17 protein-coding genes are annotated in these 16,922 nt (G+C 69.3%); 11 read left to right on the top strand and 6 right to left on the bottom strand.

What is annotated here, in order from left to right:
• Window positions 1-146 precede the first annotated feature (146 nt).
• The 7 genes from KV381_RS16875 to KV381_RS16845 all read left to right on the top strand — a co-directional run bounded on the left by KV381_RS16875 (window position 147) and on the right by KV381_RS16845 (window position 8,435).
• The gene (locus KV381_RS16875; protein WP_256995082.1) at window positions 147-548 is read left to right on the top strand and encodes a hypothetical protein; all 402 of its coding nucleotides are present in this window, start codon (window positions 147-149) and stop codon (window positions 546-548) included.
• The gene (locus tag KV381_RS16870; RefSeq protein ID WP_218785543.1) at window positions 545-2,359 is read left to right on the top strand and encodes an alpha/beta hydrolase; all 1,815 of its coding nucleotides are present in this window, start codon (window positions 545-547) and stop codon (window positions 2,357-2,359) included. Before KV381_RS16875 ends, KV381_RS16870 begins: the two co-directional genes overlap by 4 nt.
• A gap of 80 nt (window positions 2,360-2,439) precedes the next feature.
• Complete coding sequence (locus KV381_RS16865; RefSeq protein WP_218785541.1) at window positions 2,440-2,919, top strand: hypothetical protein; 480 nt, start codon at window positions 2,440-2,442, stop codon at window positions 2,917-2,919.
• A 233-nt stretch (window positions 2,920-3,152) separates the two neighbouring features.
• Window positions 3,153-5,564: an alpha/beta hydrolase gene (locus KV381_RS16860; protein ID WP_218785539.1), complete on the top strand. Its 2,412-nt coding sequence runs from the start codon at window positions 3,153-3,155 to the stop codon at window positions 5,562-5,564.
• A complete protein-coding gene (locus tag KV381_RS16855; protein WP_218785537.1) occupies window positions 5,561-6,163 on the top strand; it encodes a hypothetical protein in 603 nt (200 codons plus the stop codon). The genes KV381_RS16860 and KV381_RS16855 overlap by 4 nt, the downstream gene beginning before the upstream one ends.
• Before the next feature lie 151 nt (window positions 6,164-6,314).
• Window positions 6,315-7,310, top strand: coding sequence for a bifunctional lytic transglycosylase/C40 family peptidase (locus KV381_RS16850; protein WP_030088756.1), 996 nt, complete (start codon window positions 6,315-6,317; stop codon window positions 7,308-7,310).
• 393 nt (window positions 7,311-7,703) lie between these two features.
• Window positions 7,704-8,435: a phosphatase PAP2 family protein gene (locus tag KV381_RS16845; RefSeq protein ID WP_030088758.1), complete on the top strand. Its 732-nt coding sequence runs from the start codon at window positions 7,704-7,706 to the stop codon at window positions 8,433-8,435.
• Window positions 8,436-8,562: 127 nt separating this feature from the next.
• On the opposite strand, the gene KV381_RS16840 is transcribed toward KV381_RS16845, so the two are convergent.
• Window positions 8,563-8,811, bottom strand: a complete 249-nt coding sequence (locus KV381_RS16840) for a hypothetical protein (RefSeq protein WP_030088760.1) — start codon at window positions 8,809-8,811, stop codon at window positions 8,563-8,565.
• A 113-nt stretch (window positions 8,812-8,924) separates the two neighbouring features.
• Between KV381_RS16840 and KV381_RS16835 the strand changes: the two genes are divergently transcribed.
• Together KV381_RS16835 and KV381_RS16830 are read left to right on the top strand one after the other, a co-directional pair.
• On the top strand, window positions 8,925-9,806 hold the full coding sequence (locus tag KV381_RS16835) for a hypothetical protein (protein ID WP_030625551.1): 882 nt from the start codon (window positions 8,925-8,927) through the stop codon (window positions 9,804-9,806).
• A 178-nt stretch (window positions 9,807-9,984) separates the two neighbouring features.
• Window positions 9,985-10,188: a hypothetical protein gene (locus tag KV381_RS16830; protein ID WP_030088763.1), complete on the top strand. Its 204-nt coding sequence runs from the start codon at window positions 9,985-9,987 to the stop codon at window positions 10,186-10,188.
• 42 nt (window positions 10,189-10,230) lie between these two features.
• Here the strand turns inward: KV381_RS16830 and KV381_RS16825 are convergent, their stop codons facing one another.
• Complete coding sequence (locus KV381_RS16825) at window positions 10,231-10,614, bottom strand: metal-sensitive transcriptional regulator (protein ID WP_030088765.1); 384 nt, start codon at window positions 10,612-10,614, stop codon at window positions 10,231-10,233.
• 246 nt (window positions 10,615-10,860) lie between these two features.
• Here KV381_RS16825 and KV381_RS16820 point away from each other — a divergent pair, with 246 nt between their 5' ends.
• A complete protein-coding gene (locus tag KV381_RS16820; protein ID WP_003968094.1) occupies window positions 10,861-11,481 on the top strand; it encodes a DUF47 domain-containing protein in 621 nt (206 codons plus the stop codon).
• Between the two features lie 5 nt (window positions 11,482-11,486).
• Window positions 11,487-12,485: an inorganic phosphate transporter gene (locus KV381_RS16815; RefSeq protein ID WP_030625556.1), complete on the top strand. Its 999-nt coding sequence runs from the start codon at window positions 11,487-11,489 to the stop codon at window positions 12,483-12,485.
• Between the two features lie 150 nt (window positions 12,486-12,635).
• Here the strand turns inward: KV381_RS16815 and pstB are convergent, their stop codons facing one another.
• The 4 genes from pstB to pstS form a co-directional block, all read right to left on the bottom strand.
• Window positions 12,636-13,412: a phosphate ABC transporter ATP-binding protein PstB gene (gene pstB / locus KV381_RS16810; protein WP_006125735.1), complete on the bottom strand. Its 777-nt coding sequence runs from the start codon at window positions 13,410-13,412 to the stop codon at window positions 12,636-12,638.
• A 40-nt stretch (window positions 13,413-13,452) separates the two neighbouring features.
• Complete coding sequence (gene pstA, locus KV381_RS16805) at window positions 13,453-14,535, bottom strand: phosphate ABC transporter permease PstA (protein WP_030088769.1); 1,083 nt, start codon at window positions 14,533-14,535, stop codon at window positions 13,453-13,455.
• Complete coding sequence (pstC, locus tag KV381_RS16800; protein WP_030088771.1) at window positions 14,532-15,524, bottom strand: phosphate ABC transporter permease subunit PstC; 993 nt, start codon at window positions 15,522-15,524, stop codon at window positions 14,532-14,534. Before pstC ends, pstA begins: the two co-directional genes overlap by 4 nt.
• 119 nt (window positions 15,525-15,643) lie before the next feature.
• Window positions 15,644-16,780 carry a phosphate ABC transporter substrate-binding protein PstS gene (pstS, locus tag KV381_RS16795; RefSeq protein WP_030625558.1) on the bottom strand — a complete coding sequence of 379 codons (1,137 nt, stop codon included), beginning with the start codon at window positions 16,778-16,780 and terminating at the stop codon, window positions 15,644-15,646.
• Between the last annotated feature and the right edge of the window lie 142 nt (window positions 16,781-16,922).

The raw sequence follows: 16,922 nt of genomic DNA, 5'->3' as shown, positions 1-16,922 counted from the left end.
GCCGGGAACCACGGGACCGGGTGGGTGCGGAGCCGGGGCGCCGGAGCGTTGACGGGCGGCATGTCGCGTACCGCGGATTTGGCACAGTGCCGCTCCACGATCAGGAGAACAGCGTGAACGGGGTGAGCGGTGTGGGTGGAGTAACCATGGTCGGGCGGCCGAACGACGGCTGGGAGCGGCTGGGGGCGCCGGTCGGATCTGCGGCATCGGTGGGGACGGCCGGGGACGGGGATCTCCTGCACAGCGGCGGCCCATGGCAGCGGGCCGCCGGTGGGGCCGACCACTTGGTCACGCACCTCGGCCCGGTGAGGAGCGAACTGGCGGCGGCGCACCAAGGCGTGATCGCCGGGGCCGGAGCGCTGTCCGCCTTGGCCGAGCTGAGCACCGTGCGGGCCTCCTGGGAGCGCCGGATCGAGGCGGCGCGCCGCGAGTGCGGGAGCCTCGCCGGGAGTCTCCGAGGAGCCGTCCAGGCGCAGACACGGACGAACGAGGGGGTGAGAAGCGACTTCGACAGGGTGAAGGCGCAGAGCGGTGGCGGCGCACGGTGAGCGGACGGAGCGGCGGGGCGGGTTCCGCGCTGACGTGGTCCGCGTTACGCGACGTGAAGTGCGCCGAGCTGGAGGAGGCCGCGGACGGCTGGGGCCGGGTGAGCAACCGTGCCGACGCGGCCCGGGACCGTATCGAGGGCCGGATGCTGCCCGGGCTGCGCGACACGCAGAAGGGGGAGGCAGTGGGGGCGGCCGAGGGGCGGCTGCGCCGGCTGGGGATGAACTTTCAGTACATCTATACCGAGTGCGGGCTGCTGCGGACCGCGCTGAACAGCCTGGCCCATGAGATCAAGGCTCAGCAGCGGGTGTTGCAGGGGGCGCTGGACGATGCGGAGGCGCTGAAGTTCACGGTGCACGCGGACGGTTCGGTGACGTATCCGGCGGCGGGCGAGGGCCTGGTCGACGGGAAGCCGCTGGCGGGCGGGACGGCGTCCGGGGTCCCGAACCCGGGCATGGCCACCCCCTCGGGGCTCGTCGCGCCCAACCCGAACGCGGGCAAGGCCCAGGACATCGCGGACCGCGTGGCGCGGGCGGTGCGGACGGCGGCCGATGCGGACTGGCGGTACGCGAGGATCCTGCGGTCGCTGAAGGCGCATGAGGGGTTGGCCGTTCCGGCCGCGACATGGACGGACGCCGCGGCCGATGCGGCGGCGGTGCGGCAGGCGGCGCACGCCTACCTGAAGGAAGCGATCCCGCACGACGCGAGTCCCGCCGAGCGCAAGGAGTGGTGGGCCGGTCTGACGGACGAACAGCGCGAGGAGTACCTCGCGGTGTATCCGGACCAGATCGGCAACCTGGACGGGATTCCGGCCCTGGTCCGGGACGCGGCGAACCGGGACAACCTCCAGTTGTTGATGGGGAAGCTGGAGGGGCGGGACGACGACGAATCGGCGACGAAGCTTGCGGCGTTGCGGGAGATCGACCGGCAGCTGCGGGCGGTGCCGAAGCCGGGGGAGCCGCCCATGTATCTGCTCGGGATCGGCGATCAGGGGAATGGTCGGGCGATTGTCTCGTACGGGAATCCGGATGCCTCGCGGAATGTGGCGGCTTATGTGCCGGGGTTGAATACGTCGTTGGATGAGGAGTTTGCTCAGGGGGATTTGAAGCGGGCGCGTGACACGGCTATGGCGGCCAGGGAGATCGATGAGTCCACCTCGGCAATCGTCTGGCTGGGCTATGACGCGCCTCAGAGCCCAGATGGATTGAGTAGTTTGGCGGTCGCCGGCACTGAAAGAGCCGAGACCGGCGGACAGGCGTTCAATGGGTTCATGTCCGGGCTGGCTGTATCGAACGACCACGGTGATCCGCACATGACGGCTATTGGACACTCGTACGGTTCGAGAACGGTCGGAGCCGCCACACAGCGAGGTGACGGAATTCCTGGGGTGGATGACATCGTCTTGGTCGGCAGCCCGGGGCTTGGTGTGGACCGCGCGGAGGATCTCAAAGTGGGTAGAGAGCACGTATTCGTTGGTGCCGCAGAGAATGACGTGGTGACTCACCTGCCATCCAAGGAGAAGGGGTTGCTCGGTGCGGCGGGGAGCGCGCTCGGACCAGCCGGGTCGCTGGTGGTGGATACGGTTCATCGGGGAGACGACGGTCTGTGGTTCGGGAGAGACCCGGCAAGCGAAGAGTTTGGTGCGCGGCGCTTCGCAGCGGATCCGGGGCCGCCGTTGGTGGGCCTTAACCGTGTTTCGATCGATGCGCATTCGCAGTATTTCGATCCGGAGCTGGACTCCGCGTCGGCAGACAGCATCGCGATGGTTGTCGCTGGGGCTGGCCATAGGGTCAAGCAAGAGGATGCACGTTGAGGCGGCTGACTCGTCTTCTGGCGATCGCCGGATGCACTGCTATGACGGTGGTTGGGTGCGCGACAGGCAGGGATACGGGCGTGGATATGCAAGCTGCAGCGGAGCGATCGGACGAGATTCTGGACTCCGTTCTCCGGGAGATTCAGCCGGAGTTGCGCTGGACTCACGGTCCCACAACCGTGGGTAGTTGCGATGTGTCACGCAGGCGGGTCGTCATGACGGAAATTTCGGCGGCAAGGAGAGGGAATCTCCTGGGGGTTGTGGATCGGTTCTGGCGGAAGAGCGGATATCGGATGACGGTCATCAATAACGATGCAGAATATCCGGCCATCTATGCTCGAACCCGAGACGGGTTCGGTGTGAGGCTCCGCATCGGCGGCAAAGGGCAAGCGTTCTTCCAGGTGGATACGCCATGCGTGCGTGAGTCCGAAGTGGCGGACTCCACCAGCAAGGCGACGGCACCCCTGTACGAAGGCATGGAGTTCATCCCCCGCCCCAACATCCACTCCGACTTCTGGTCGGCAGACGGATCCGGCTCGGCGGCGGCAAGCAGGTCCTGATCGGGTCAAGGTGGCTCAACTAGGAGGGTCTGTAAGGATTTTGAGCCCGCCATTGGGTCCTGGGGCCCATGTCGTGTCCCCTGCCCGTGTGGTCGCATACGCGGAGTGACTGATCTGTCGCCCGTTCCGCCCACTCACGAGGTAGGGGACTGCTCTTGTCCGGCATACGAAGAAGCGCGGTTCCTGTCGGCGTCGATGTAAGCGCTGCCGTGGCGGGCTCGGGCGGGAGGCTGATGCCCCGGCCGTTGCAGGCGGTCCTGATCCTCCTTCACGTTCTCTTCGTCGCCACTCTGGTGGGCGCGATCCGAGCCCTCTCGACGGCCTCCTCGGTGAACGCGGTCGACGGGTACCTCCTCGGGCTGCTGCTCTACGCGTCGTTACCCGGTGTCGCCGCCTTCGTGCTGTCGCTGTACGTCCGTCATGGCGGCGTCCGGGTCTGGTACGGGCTCCTCGCCGTGCAGGCGTGGATCGTCCTCGGCGCCCTCGCCGAGCTGAGCGGGGGGTCCGGGGGCGAAGGCGTCGCGCGGCTGGTGATACCGGCGGCCGTCATCGTGCTGCTGTGCCGGCCGGAGAGCCGTCGATGGTTCCGGAGCGAGCTGGAGCAACGGGCCGAGCAACGGCTGTTCAGCTTCGCCCGGATGATGAAGCTGCGCCGTGACGGCGGGCAGACCGCGTTGGAGTACCTGGGGCTCGTCCTGGTGGTGGTCGCTCTCGTCGGCGGGTTGATGGCCACCGGAACCGGCAGGCAGCTCACCGCGGAGATCCGTAGCGCGATCTGCGAACTGACCGGCAGTTCGTGCCCGGCGCCGGGGCACGACCTCGTGGCCGGTGACGGAAGCGCCGACAGCAGTGGCAGTGGCAGTGACAGCAGCGGTGGGAGCGGTAGTGCCGGCGCCGGCGGTAGTGGTGGCGGTGATGCCTCTGGTGTCGGCGACGGTGGCGGCGAGTCCAGCCTCACCGGTGGTACCGGCAGCACCGGTACCAGCGGTGACACCGGAGGGACCGCGACCACCGGCAGTACGGCCGGAAGCGGCGGTTCCGCCGGGACCGGCAGCACAGCCGGAAGCACCACCGGAAGCACCGCCGGAAGCAACGGAGCCGCCGGCGCCCCCGGTGACACCACCCGCCCCCAGGGCAACGCCTCGTCCCCCTCCACCCAAGGCGGCGACACCTTCCCCCCGGGCGACGTCATCGTGCCGGTTGACGCGGGTAGACCCGCGGGGCCCAACGGTGGCGGGTTCCTCGGCGGGTTTCTCGGGGACGGGCTGGGGGGTGACGTCCAAGGAGTCGTCGACGCCGTTCTGCGGCCGGGTGACAGTGGGCGGCGCATCGTCGACCAGTGGGGGCGCGACACCCGTGGCGCGGGCGAGAAGTGGGCGCGGGGCGACTACATCGGTGCGGCCTGGGACTGGAACAAGGCCGTCGGCGGTGCGGGCGCCGGGCTGGCGATACCCGGGTCCGGGGCGCGGGTCGACGCCGAGGTGCGGGAGGCCGAGCGCGCGCACCTGAGCGAGCGGATCCCGCAGAACGCCGCGCCCGCCGAGCGCAAGGCCTGGTGGGACGGGCTCTCGCCGGAGGAGCGGGAGCGGTACATCGAGCTGGTCCCGGAGCGGATCGGCAACCTCGACGGCATCCCGGTCCTCGCCCGCGACGCCGCCAACCGCCGCAACCTTCCGGCGCTGATCGACAAGCTGGAGGGGGTCGACACCGACAAGGCCCGCGACCAGCTGGCCGGGCTGCGGGAGATCGAGCGGCAGTTGAACGAGAACGGGAAGCCGCCCATGTATCTCATCGGGATCGGGGACGAGGGCAACGGGAGGGCCATCGTCTCCTTCGGGAATCCGGACGCGTCCCAGCATGTGTCGGCCTATGTGCCGGGGCTCAACACCTCGCTCGACGAGGAGTTCGCCAAGAACGACCTCGGGCGGGCCCGGGACACCGCGATCGGGGCCCAGGGGTACGACGAGTCCACGGCGTCCATCGTCTGGCTCGGCTACGACGCGCCGCAGCTGCCGGACAAGGACGGGGTGGCGGGCTACTTCGCCGTCATGGGCACGGGGCGCGCCGAGAAGGGCGGGGAGGCCTACCGCGGCTTCATGGACGGCATCTCCGTCACCAACCAGAACAAGGATCCGCACCTTACGGCCATCGGGCACTCCTACGGTTCCCGCACCGTGGGCGCCGCGGCGGCCAAGCCCGGCGGGATTCCCGGAGTCGACGACATCATCCTGGTCGGCAGTCCGGGTGTCGGCGTCGACCACGCCGTGGACCTGGGCGTCGGCAGCGAGCACGTCTTCGTGGGGGCCGCCGCCAATGACCCGGTGACCAAGCTGCCCTCCAAGACCCAGGTCGTGGTGGGCGGGATCGGGCTGGCCCTGGGAGGGCCGGGCGGGGCGTACATCGCCGGCGATCTGGCCGATCCGGGTGACGACGACCTGTGGTTCGGGAAGGATCCGGCGAGCAAGGCGTTCGGGGCCCGGCGCTTCCCGGTGGCCGACGGTCCTCCGCTCGTCAGCGGCAGCGGCATCAGCCTGGACTCGCACTCGAACTACTTCAGTCCGGAACGCGACGCCGTGTCCGCGGACAGCATCGCCCTGATCGTGTCGGGCAACGCCGACCGGCTCAAGATGGAGGAACCGAAGTGAGGCGAGCGAAGCGGGCCCTGCCCCTCGTCACGGTGGTCCTGGCCGTGGGGGTCGCGGTGTCCGGGTGCGGCAGCGAGAGCGGGACGGGTGGCAGCGGCACCGGAAGCGGGAAAGAGAGCGGGAAGGAGAGCCGGATGGACATGCAGGAGGCCGCCGAGCGGTCCGACGCGATGCTGGACGCCGTCCTGAAGGGCATCGACCCCGATGTGCAGTGGGCCCACGGGCCGACCACCACCCGGTCCTGCGGGGTGACCCGCCGGCGGGTCGTCATGACCGTGGTCTCCGCCGACCGCCGGCAGACCTTCCTGGACCGGGCGGAGACGTTCTGGCGGACGAACGACTACCGGATCAAGGCGGTCAACAAGGACGAGAAGTTCCCGGCGGTCTACGCGGTCACCGAGAAGGGCTTCGGTGTCAGCGTCTCCTTCCGCGGGAAGGGGCAGGCCTTCTTCGAGGCCGACAGCCCGTGCGTGAAGGAGTCGAAGGTCGCCGACCCGACCGCCGAGCCGAACGGGCCCGCGTACAAGGACGTCTACCCGCTGCCCCGGCCCAACGTCCGCTCCGACTTCTGGTCGGGGAAGGCGAATCAGGGCAGCTGAGGCTGCGTCAGGGCTGTGAGTGGTGAGCCGTCGGCGCCCCCGTGTGCTTCGGGTGCGCCGGTGGTGTGCCGCGGATGACTCGTACACACCGTCGAAAACACCTCTGAAGCGCGCCCCGATGGGGGATGGTTGAGGGGTGCGGAAATTCTGGGTGTTCGGTGGCATCGGCGTCGGCATGGTCATGTGTTTCCTGGCCCTGCTCGTCGTCGGTACGTACTCGGCCGCCGCCGGTCTCGCCGGGCCGGGGGGCGGCGGTGCCGTCGCGCTGGCCAAGGGGGCGGTCCCGGCGCGCTTCCAGCCGCTGGTGCAGAAGTGGGGCAACCTCTGCCCCGCCATCAACCCGGCCCTGCTGGCTGCGCAGTTGTACCAGGAGAGCGGCTGGAACCCGAGGGCGCAGAGCCACGCCGCCGCCCAGGGCATCGCCCAGTTCATCCCCGGCACCTGGGCCACGCACGGCATCGACGGCAACGGCGACGGCAAGCGGGACGTGTGGGACCCCGCCGACGCGATTCCCTCGGCCGCCTCGTACGACTGCGAGCTCGCCGGGTACGTGAAGAAGGTCCCGGGCGATCCGACGAGCAACATGCTCGCCGCGTACAACGCCGGCGCCTACGCCGTCATCAAGTACGGCGGTGTGCCGCCCTATAAAGAGACGCAGAACTACGTCAAGATCATCCGCTCGCTGGAGAAGAGCTTCGCCCGGCCCGTCGGCCGGGTCGCGCCCTCCCAGCAGGCCGCCGGGGCCATCTACTTCGCCCAGAAGAAGCTCGGCACGCCGTATCTGTGGGGCGGCAACGGCACGCCGGAGCAGCAGGGGCGGTTCGACTGTTCCGGGCTGACCCAGGCCGCGTACCGGACTGTCGGGATCGAGCTGCCGCGCGTCGCCAACGACCAGTACAACGCGGGGCCGCATCCCTCGCGGGACGAGCTGCTCCCGGGGGATCTGGTGTTCTTCTCCGACGACCTCACCAACTCGCGCGCGATCCGGCACGTCGGGTTGTACGTCGGCGGCGGCTATATGATCAATGCGCCGTTCACCGGGGCGGTCATCCGGTTCGACAAGATCGATACGCCGGACTACTTCGGTGCGACCCGGGTCACCAAGGACGGCGCCGCCGCCCTGCCGAGGGATCTGCCCACGGGGTGACGGAAGTCTCCCGCGCGGGGTTTCCGGAGCGTGGCGGGTGCTGACGGGCAGTCGGCCGCGGTCGGAACTCTCCGTGAAGCCTGGGCCCTGAGCTGCGACGACCCATCACTCTTCGATAACGTCATGGTGATCATTCGGTGGAGAGCGGAACGCACACGACGGCCGGGCCGTTCCCTGGACGGGGTACGGGAACGGCATGCGCACTGACCACGCGTCGCAGAAGGCAGTACCGCGGTGAGGCAGTACCGCAGTGAAGCGGTACGCGGCACGGCGATGCGATGCGGTGCGGTGCAGTACGGAAACGGATCGCACCGACACGGGGGTTCGACCAGGGCGGCGGGCAAGGACGCGCGTCGCGGCAGATGAAGCAGACAAGGCAAGGGGCCGCAGCAGATGGCTGGACTCGAACTCGACGGGTCGAACCCGGACGTCAGTCTGCTCTACGACATCAACGGGCTCGCGAAAGCCGCTCCGACCTGGTTCGACCGGGTCATGGAGTTCGTCGGCGAGTACGGGATCATGTTCGGCCTGGTCCTGGTGGGGCTGTGGTGCTGGTGGAGCATGCGCAAGCGCGGGACGGCCGAGGACTCGGTGACGGCTGCCGCCGCCATCGTCTGGGCGCCGCTCGCCGCCGCCATCGCGATCCTCGTCAACGTTCCGATCCGGGGTTTCGTGGAGCGGCCACGTCCGTTCAACGACCACGACGGCCTTGAGGTCCTGATCCACGGCAAGACGGACTTCTCGTTCGTCAGCGACCACTCCACGCTGGCGATGGGCATCGCCGTCGGCATCTTCGTGGCGAACCGGAAGTTCGGCTTCGTCGCGATCGGCCTCGCGCTCTTCGCCGGATTCAGCCGGGTCTACATGGGCGTCCACTACCCGACCGACGTGATCGGCGGGTTCGCCCTCGGCACGGCCGTCACCCTGCTGCTGGCCCCGCTCGCCATGGCGCTGCTGACCCCGCTGATGGCGGCGATCGCCCGCTCACCGCGCGTCGGCTGGTTCGTCCGGTCGAAGCACGCGGACGTCGTGGCCGCGGACGAGCAGGGCGGGGCGCGGGGCATTCCCGAGCCGCGGCCCGGCACCGGGCGGGGCGACCCGGGCGAGAAGGACCTCGCCGCCTGACGCCCCCGGGCATCCGGACCGACCGAACCGAACGGACTGAACCGAACCGAACAGACCGAACCGACCGAACCCCCAGGTGCTCCGGCGCCTGGGGGTTCGTGCTGTACAGGGGAGGGGCGGTCGTGGATCAGGGGGTGGCGAGGTGCTCGGCGGCGTCGGTACGGGCCCGGTCCCGGGATCTGCGGGCGGGGCCCCACCAGCCGCAGGTGCAGCGGGCCAGGCAGAACGAGCCGCGTTCGGTCGTCGTGGCGCTGTGTCCGGCCGGCGGGCCGGGAGGGGGAGCCTCCGGCATCGGTTCCGGGAGGGCGGGGGAGGTCCGGACGGGGGTGCGCGGGGCGGCGGTGGTGCGGGCCGCGGCGGGGGGATCCTCATGCACCCGTCCACGGTACTGGCCACGGCGCCCCGGTGGCGTGACGGGGGGCGGCGGCGGTCGTTATGCGAGGCGGGTGAGGGCTCGGCCGGGCGGTAGTCGTTGGGGGTTGGCAGGCGATGGTGGTGCAGCAGTACAGGGACGGAGGCGGGGCCCGCGCTGCCCGTGCCCTCGCCGTGGCCGGGGTGATCGCGGTCACCGCCGGGTGCGTGGGCGGGGGCGCGGACAGCGGCGCGGGCGACGGTTCCGGGCAGCGCTCCGTGGCCGCCGGCCGCCCGCTCGACGCGCTCGGGCAGGCGGCGGACGTCCTCGTCGAGGCGGGCGGCGCGGAGACCCGTACGTCGATGGAGACGGCGGCCGGCGGGACGCGGGTGACGATCCGGGGGCAGGGCACGTACGACTTCCGTACGCAGATGGGACGGCTCAAGGTGGTGCTGCCCCAGGACGCGGCGGGCAAGGACGCGGCGGGCGCGGACGACCACCGGCCGATCACCGAGCTGCTGGCCCCCGGGGCGCTGTACATGAAGAACCGCGGCGCCGGGGTGCCCGACGACAAATGGGTCAGGATCGACACGACCACGCTGAAGGACGGCAACCTCCTCACCGGCGGGGTCACCGACCCGATGGCCGCCGCCGAACTGCTGCGCGGGGCCGACGAGGTGACGTACGCGGGGAAGTCCGAGCTGGCCGGGGTGACGGTGCATCACTACCGGGGGGTCGCGGACCTCGGCCGGGCGGCCCGGGCCGCGTCACCGCAGTCGCGCGGGGCGCTGAGCGCGGCGGCGAAAGGGTTCAGCAAGGACGCGGTGCCCTTCGACGCCTACCTCGACGAGGAGGGGCGGCTGCGGAAGGTCCGGCACCGGTTCACCTTCTCCGCCGACTCCCGGGCCCCGGAGGTGTCGGTGGTCTCGACGCTGCTGCTGTACGGGTTCGGGCTGCCGGTCACGGTGAAGCTGCCGGACGAGGACGCCATCTACACCGGCGAGATCCGGCAGGGCTGAGGGCGCTGGGGCGGCGGCCGGCCGTGAGCCCCGGGTAAGGGGTGCCCGCCGGGACGGGCCGGGCGGTGGTGGCCGGTTGGGAGGGGGCTCAAATGGTCCGTCCGTGCCATGCGCGGCAGGTGTCCCGCTCCCTAGGCTGGGGAGTCGGTGTGCCGGGGCCGGGAGACGGCAGAGAGAGGTGACGCAGGTGGTGACGCTCAGTGCTCCGAACGCACAGGACTCTGTGGCTCTCGCCGAGATCGAGCTCTGCGGCGAGCTGATGATCGCCGCGTCGGCCGCGGGCGAGGAACGCCTCAGCCCCGACCGTATCGACGAAGTGCTCGACGTCCGGGGCGCGGAGTCCTGGGCGACGGTCCCCCGGCAGGCCGCTCGCCGGGGGTGACGCCCGTGCGCTCGCCCGTACCGCCGCCCACGGGGCCGCGTCTCAGGTACGGAGCAGACGGGCGATGGCCTTCGTGGCCTCCTCGACCTTCGCGTCGATCTCCTCGCCGCCCTTGACGGCCGCGTCGGCGACGCAGTGGCGCAGGTGCTCCTCCAGCAGCTGGAGGGCGAAGGACTGCAGCGCCTTGGTGGACGCCGACACCTGGGTGAGTATGTCGATGCAGTAGACGTCCTCGTCGACCATGCGCTGGAGGCCGCGGATCTGGCCCTCGATCCGGCGCAGCCGTTTGAGGTGCTCGTCCTTCTGGTGGTGGTAGCCGTGGATGCCGCGGTCGTGGTCGGTGACGATCTCCACCGGGGCCGCTGCCTCCGTGCCGGGGGCCGCCACGCCCGCCGATTCCGCTCCTGTGGTCCCGGTCGTGGTCATCCGCGTCCTCCCGCTTGTCCTCGATGGGCCCGGTGATGGGCCCGGTGGTGTGCCCTGTGCAACGCCGAACGGTGCCGTTCTTATACCCCTGCCGGGTATATCGTAACGAATCCTGCCGAAACGTGACCGGGGGTCCGTGCTGATCGCCTTGTCCGATGGGCGACACTGAAGAACGCCGGTTAGCCGTGGCCGGATGATGCGCCTAGCATCAGCCTGACCGAATCCAAAGCATCCCGAGGACCCCACGTGCGCTTTCGTCTGACCCCCAGGGAGACGAGCTTCTACGACATGTTCTCCGCATCCGCGGACAACATTGTCACGGGCTCGAAACTCCTGATGGAACTGCTCGGGGCGGATTCTGCCTCCCGAGTCGAGATCGCGGAGCGTATGCGGGCAGCGGAGCACGCGGGGGACGATGCCACCCACGCGATCTTCCACCAGCTGAACTCCTCCTTCATCACGCCGTTCGACCGCGAGGACATCTACAACCTGGCGTCCTCGCTCGACGACATCATGGACTTCATGGAGGAGGCCGTCGACCTGGTCGTCCTCTACCAGGTCCAGGAGCTCCCCAAGGGCGTCGAGCAGCAGATCGAGGTGCTGGCCCGGGCGGCGGAACTGACCGCCGAGGCCATGCCGGGGCTGCGGACCATGGACAACCTCACCGAGTACTGGATCGAGGTCAACCGTCTGGAGAACCAGGCCGACCAGATCCACCGCAAGCTGCTGGCCCACCTCTTCAACGGCAAGTACGACGCCATGGAGGTGCTCAAGCTCAAGCAGATCGTGGATGTGCTGGAAGAGGCGGCTGACGCGTTCGAGCACGTCGCGAACACCGTGGAGACCATCGCGGTCAAGGAGTCCTGAACCTCGTGGACACCTTTGCGCTGATCGTGACCATCGGTGTCGCGCTCGGCTTCACGTATACGAACGGCTTCCACGACTCGGCGAACGCCATCGCCACCTCGGTCTCCACCCGGGCGCTGACCCCGCGTGCGGCTCTGGCGATGGCGGCGGTGATGAACCTCGCCGGCGCCTTCCTGGGCCAGGGGGTCGCCAAGACCGTCAGCGAAGGCCTCATCGCCACGCCCGTGGGGCAGAAGGGGATGGGGATCCTGTTCGCGGCGCTGGTCGGCGCGATCATCTGGAACCTCATCACCTGGTACTACGGCCTCCCCTCCTCGTCCTCGCACGCCCTGTTCGGCGGCATGGTCGGGGCGGCGCTGGCCGGCGGGACGGACGTCATCTGGTCCGGCGTGCTGGAGAAGATCGTCATCCCGATGTTCCTCTCGCCGTTCGTCGGCCTGATCGTCGGCTATCTGGTGATGGTCGGCATCATGTGGATGTTCCGGAACGCCAACCCGCACAAGGCCAAGCGCGGCTTCCGGATCGCGCAGACGGTCTCGGCGGCGGGCATGGCGCTCGGCCACGGCCTCCAGGACGCGCAGAAGACGATGGGCATCGTGGTGATGGCCCTGGTCATCGCCGATGTCGAGGGTCCCAACGACGAGATCCCGGTCTGGGTCAAGATCGCCTGTGCCGTGATGCTCTCGCTGGGTACGTACGCGGGTGGCTGGCGCATCATGCGGACCCTCGGCCGGAAGATCATCGAGCTGGACCCGCCGCAGGGCTTCGCGGCGGAGACCACCGGCGCCTCGATCATGTTCGGTTCGGCGTTCCTGTTCCACGCCCCGATCTCGACGACGCATGTCATCACCTCCGCGATCATGGGCGTCGGCGCCACCAAGCGGGTGAACGCCGTGCGCTGGGGCGTCGCGAAGAACATCATCCTGGGCTGGTTCATCACCATGCCGGCCGCGGCGCTGGTCGCAGCGCTGAGCTACGGAGCGGTTCTGCTGCTCTTCGGCTGAGCCCCGGCCGAGCCGGGCGGAACCCGGTTGGTTACACGTGTGGGTCCGCCCCCGTCCTCGTACCGAGAACGGGGGCGGACCCTTTCGCCTTGTGGTGGCACCGCCATGCAGCACCGCAAGGCCGTATCGGGGGCGTGGAGCCCGGGCGGCTCAGCCGAAGCGGCCGGAGATGTAGTCCTCCGTGGCCTGGACCGACGGGTTGGAGAAGATCCGCTCCGTCTCGTCTATCTCGATGAGCCGGCCGGGCTTGCCGACCGCCGCGAGGTTGAAGAACGCGGTGCGGTCCGAGACCCGGGCCGCCTGCTGCATGTTGTGCGTCACGATGACGATCGTGAAGCGCTCCTTCAGCTCGCCGATCAGGTCCTCGATGGCGAGGGTCGAGATCGGGTCCAGCGCCGAGCACGGCTCGTCCATCAGCAGGACCTGCGGCTCGACCGCGATGGCGCGGGCGATGCACAGACGCTGCTGCTGTCCGCCGGAGAGGCCGGAGCCGGGCTTGTTGAGCCGGTCCTTCACCTCGTTCCAGAGGTTCGCGCCGCGCAGGGACTTCTCCACAACGTCGTTCAGCTCGCTCTTGCGGTAGCTGCCGTTGAGCCGCAGGCCCGCCGCCACGTTGTCGAAGATCGACATGGTGGGGAACGGGTTGGGGCGCTGGAAGACCATGCCGACCGTGCGGCGCACGGTGACCGGGTCGACGTTGGAGGCGTAGAGGTTCTCGTCGTCCAGCAGCACCTTGCCCTCGACGCGGCCGCCGGGGGTGACCTCGTGCATCCGGTTCAGGGTGCGCAGGAAGGTGGACTTGCCGCAGCCGGACGGGCCGATGAAGGCGGTCACGGAGCGGGGCTCCACGGTCATCGAGATGTCCTCGATGGCCTTGTGGCTGCCGTAGTAGGCGGTGAGGCCGCTGATGTCGATGCGCTTGGCCATGGGAATCACTGCTTCTTTCGGGAGGTCGCTGATGGCCGCGTCAGCGACCGGTCTTCGGGGCCTTCCAGCGGGCGATGCCGCGGGCCACGAGGTTGAGGATCATGACGAAGGCGATCAGTACCAGGGCCGCCGCCCAGGCGCGGTCGTAGGCCTGGATCGAGCCGACCTTGTACTGCTCGTAGATGTAGAACGGCAGTGAGGACTGGGCGCCTTCGAAGGGGTTGGTGTTGATCAGCTGGCTGCCGAAGACCAGCAGGATGATCGGGGCCGTCTCCCCGGCGATGCGGGCGATGGCGAGCATGACGCCGGTGGTGATGCCGCCGATCGCGGTGGGCAGGACCACCTTCAGGATGGTGCGCCACTTCGGGATGCCGAGGGCGAGGGAGGCCTCGCGGAGCTCGTTGGGGACGAGCTTGAGCATCTCCTCGGTGGAGCGGACCACGACGGGGATCATCAGGATCGTCAGGGCCAGCGCGCCCATCAGGCCGGAGGGCTCGAGGCCGCCCATCAGCATGATCGACAGGATGAAGAGACCGGCCACGATGGACGGGATGCCCGTCATGACGTCGACGAAGAAGGTGACGGCCTTGGCGAGCGCGCCCTTGCCGTACTCCACCAGGTAGACGGCGGTCAGCAGGCCGAGCGGAGCGGAGATCACCGTGGCGATCCCGACCTGTTCCAGAGTGCCGATCAGTGCGTGGTAGACGCCGCCGGTGGGGTCGTCGGTGAGGACTCCGCCCATCGAGTGGGTGAGGAAGTAGCCGTCGAGGCGCTCGGCGCCGCGCTGGATCGTGGTCCAGAGCAGCGAGGCCAGCGGGACGACGGCGACGAGGAAGCAGACCCACATCACGCTGGTGGCGAGGCGGTCCCTGGCCTGCCGCTGGTTCTCGACGACCGTCGTGACGATGTAGGAGATGACCAGGAAGAACAGGGCGGAGAGAAGGCCCCACTGGATGCGGCTGTGCCAGCCGACGGCCAGCGGGATGCCGACGCCGAGCGCGATCGAGACGGCGGCGAAGCCGAGCGGCGCGAGGCGGGGCAGGGAGCGGCTGCCGAGGCTGCTCGTCGGGGTGGGCGACGAGGGCGTCGGGCGCTCGATGACGCCGGTGGGTGCGTGGCTCATGCGTTGGCCCCCGAATACTCCTTGCGGCGGGCGATGATGAGCCGGGCCGCGCCGTTGACCAGCAGGGTGAGGACGAAGAGGACGAGGCCGGAGGCGATCAGGGCGTCCCGCCCGAGCGGGTTGGCCTCGCCGAACTTGGCCGCGATGTTCTGGGCGAACGTCCCGCCGCCCGGGTTCAGCAGGTGCAGCGAGATGAGGAAGTTCGGGGAGAGGACCGTGGCGACGGCCATCGTCTCGCCGAGCGCGCGGCCCAGGCCGAGCATCGAGGCGGAGATGATGCCGGAGCGGCCGAAGGGCAGCACCGAGAGGCGGATGACCTCCCAGCGGGTGGCGCCCAGCGCGAGCGCCGCTTCCTCGTTCATCCTCGGGACCTGGAGGAAGACCTCGCGGCTGACGCTGGTCACGATCGGCAGGATCATGATCGCGAGCAGGATGCCGACGGTGAAGAGCGAGCGGGCGACGCCGACCTCGGTCTTCTCGAAGATGTACGTCCAGCCGAAGAACTGGTCGAGCCAGAGGTTCAGGCCCTCCAGATACGGGACCAGGACGAGCGCGCCCCAGATGCCGTAGACGATGCTCGGCACGGCGGCCAGCAGGTCCACCACGTACGCGATGGGGGCGGCCAGCTTGCGCGGCGCGTAGTGCGAGATGAACAGGGCGATGCCGACAGCGATCGGAACCGCGATGATCATCGCGATGATCGAGCTGACGACGGTGCCGAAGAGCAGGACCGCGATGCCGAAGACCGGCGGGTTTCCGGTCGGGTTCCAGTCGAAGGTGGTGAGGAAGTTGCCCTCGTTCTCCGAGATGGCGATGACGGAGCGGTAGCTGAGGAACACGGCGATCGACGCCATGATCACGAGCAGCAGGATGCCCGAGCCGCGGGAGAGGCCCAGGAAGATCTTGTCGCCCAGGCGCCCGGCGGACCGGGAGTCGGGCCGCGGGACCGGCGGTGCCGGTGGCGTGTCTATCGGTGTGGTGGAAGCCATGGTCTTTCCGGTCTGTGTGGGGGAGCGGTGCGCTCCCCTGGCGGCGGTGCACCGGATGGAGGAGGGGCGGGTTACGCCGGTGGGGCGGCCGGGTCCGGGTGGACCCGGCCGCCCGGGTGTTACGAGAGGGAGCTGATGGTCTCGCGGACCTTGGAGTTGATCTCGGCCGGGATCGGGGCGTAGCCGGCGTCGGTCAGGATCTTCTGGCCGTCGTCGGAGGCGGCGTAGGAGAGGAAGGACTTGACCGTGTCGAGCGTCTCGGGCTTGTTGCCGCTGTCGCAGACGACCTCGTACGTGACCAGGACCAGCGGGTAGGCGCCCTCGGCCTTGGTGGTGTAGTCCAGGTCGAGCGCCAGGTCCTTGCCGGTGCCCTTGACCTTGGCGGCGGCGATGGCCTTGGAGGCGTTCTCCGAGGTGGCCTGGACCGGGGCGGAGCCGCCGGTGTTGATGTCCACCGTCGGGATCTGCTGGGACTTGGCGTAGGAGAGCTCGAAGTAGCCGATCGAGCCGTCGACGGTCTTGACCTGGGAGGCGACGCCGGAGGAGCCGGAGGCGGCCTGGCCACCGGGGGCCGGCCACTTCTTCTCGGCCTCGTACTTCCAGTCCTGCGGAGCCGCGGCGGAGAGGTACTTGCCGAGGTTCTGCGTGGTGCCGGAGTCCTCGGAGCGGTGGAAGGGCTGGATCGCCTTGTCCGGGAGGTCGACGCCGTCGTTCAGCTTGGCGATCGCCGGGTCGTTCCACTTCTTGATCTTCGTGTCGAAGATCTTCGCGAGGGTCGGGGCGTCCAGCGTGAGCTTGTCGACGCCGTCCAGCTTGAAGCCGATCGCGACCGGGCCGCCGACCATCGGCAGGTTGATGCCCTGGCCGGTCTTGCACATCTCCTTGGAGTCGGCGACCTCTTCGGGCTTCAGCGCCGAGTCGGAGCCGGCGAAGCCGACGGTGCCCTGGTTGAAGGCGACGATGCCCTCGCCGGAGGAGGAGGAGTTGTAGTTGATCTCCACACCGGAGCAGGCGGCCATGTAGTTCTTGACCCAGAGGTCCATGGCGTTCTTCTGAGCGCTGGAGCCGGAGGCGCGCAGCTGGCCCTTGGCCTTGCCGCAGTCGACGTCCGACGCCGCGGTCGTCTTCTCGCCGGTGCCGGCGGAGCCGCCGCCGGTGTTGTCGTCCGAACCGCACGCCGTGAGGACCAGGGCGCCGGAGACGGCGAGGGCACCGAGCGCGGTGGCACGAAGCCGGTTCTTGCGCTGAAGCTTCACTTTCGGGTGTTCCTTCCAGGAGCCGCCGTGGTCATTTCGTTCTACGACGGCGTGCGATGAGGAGGGGTGCTGTGGCGTGTCGCCGCGCACCTTGTACGTCCGAAATTAGGCAGAACAGGTGAAGCCGCCTACGGGGGAGGGT

The sequence above is a fragment of the Streptomyces sp. WY228 genome (assembly GCF_019287315.1).
Classification (GTDB): Bacteria; Actinomycetota; Actinomycetes; order Streptomycetales; family Streptomycetaceae; genus Streptomyces; species Streptomyces caviscabies.
This window is presented reverse-complemented; position numbering and strand designations above follow the sequence as displayed.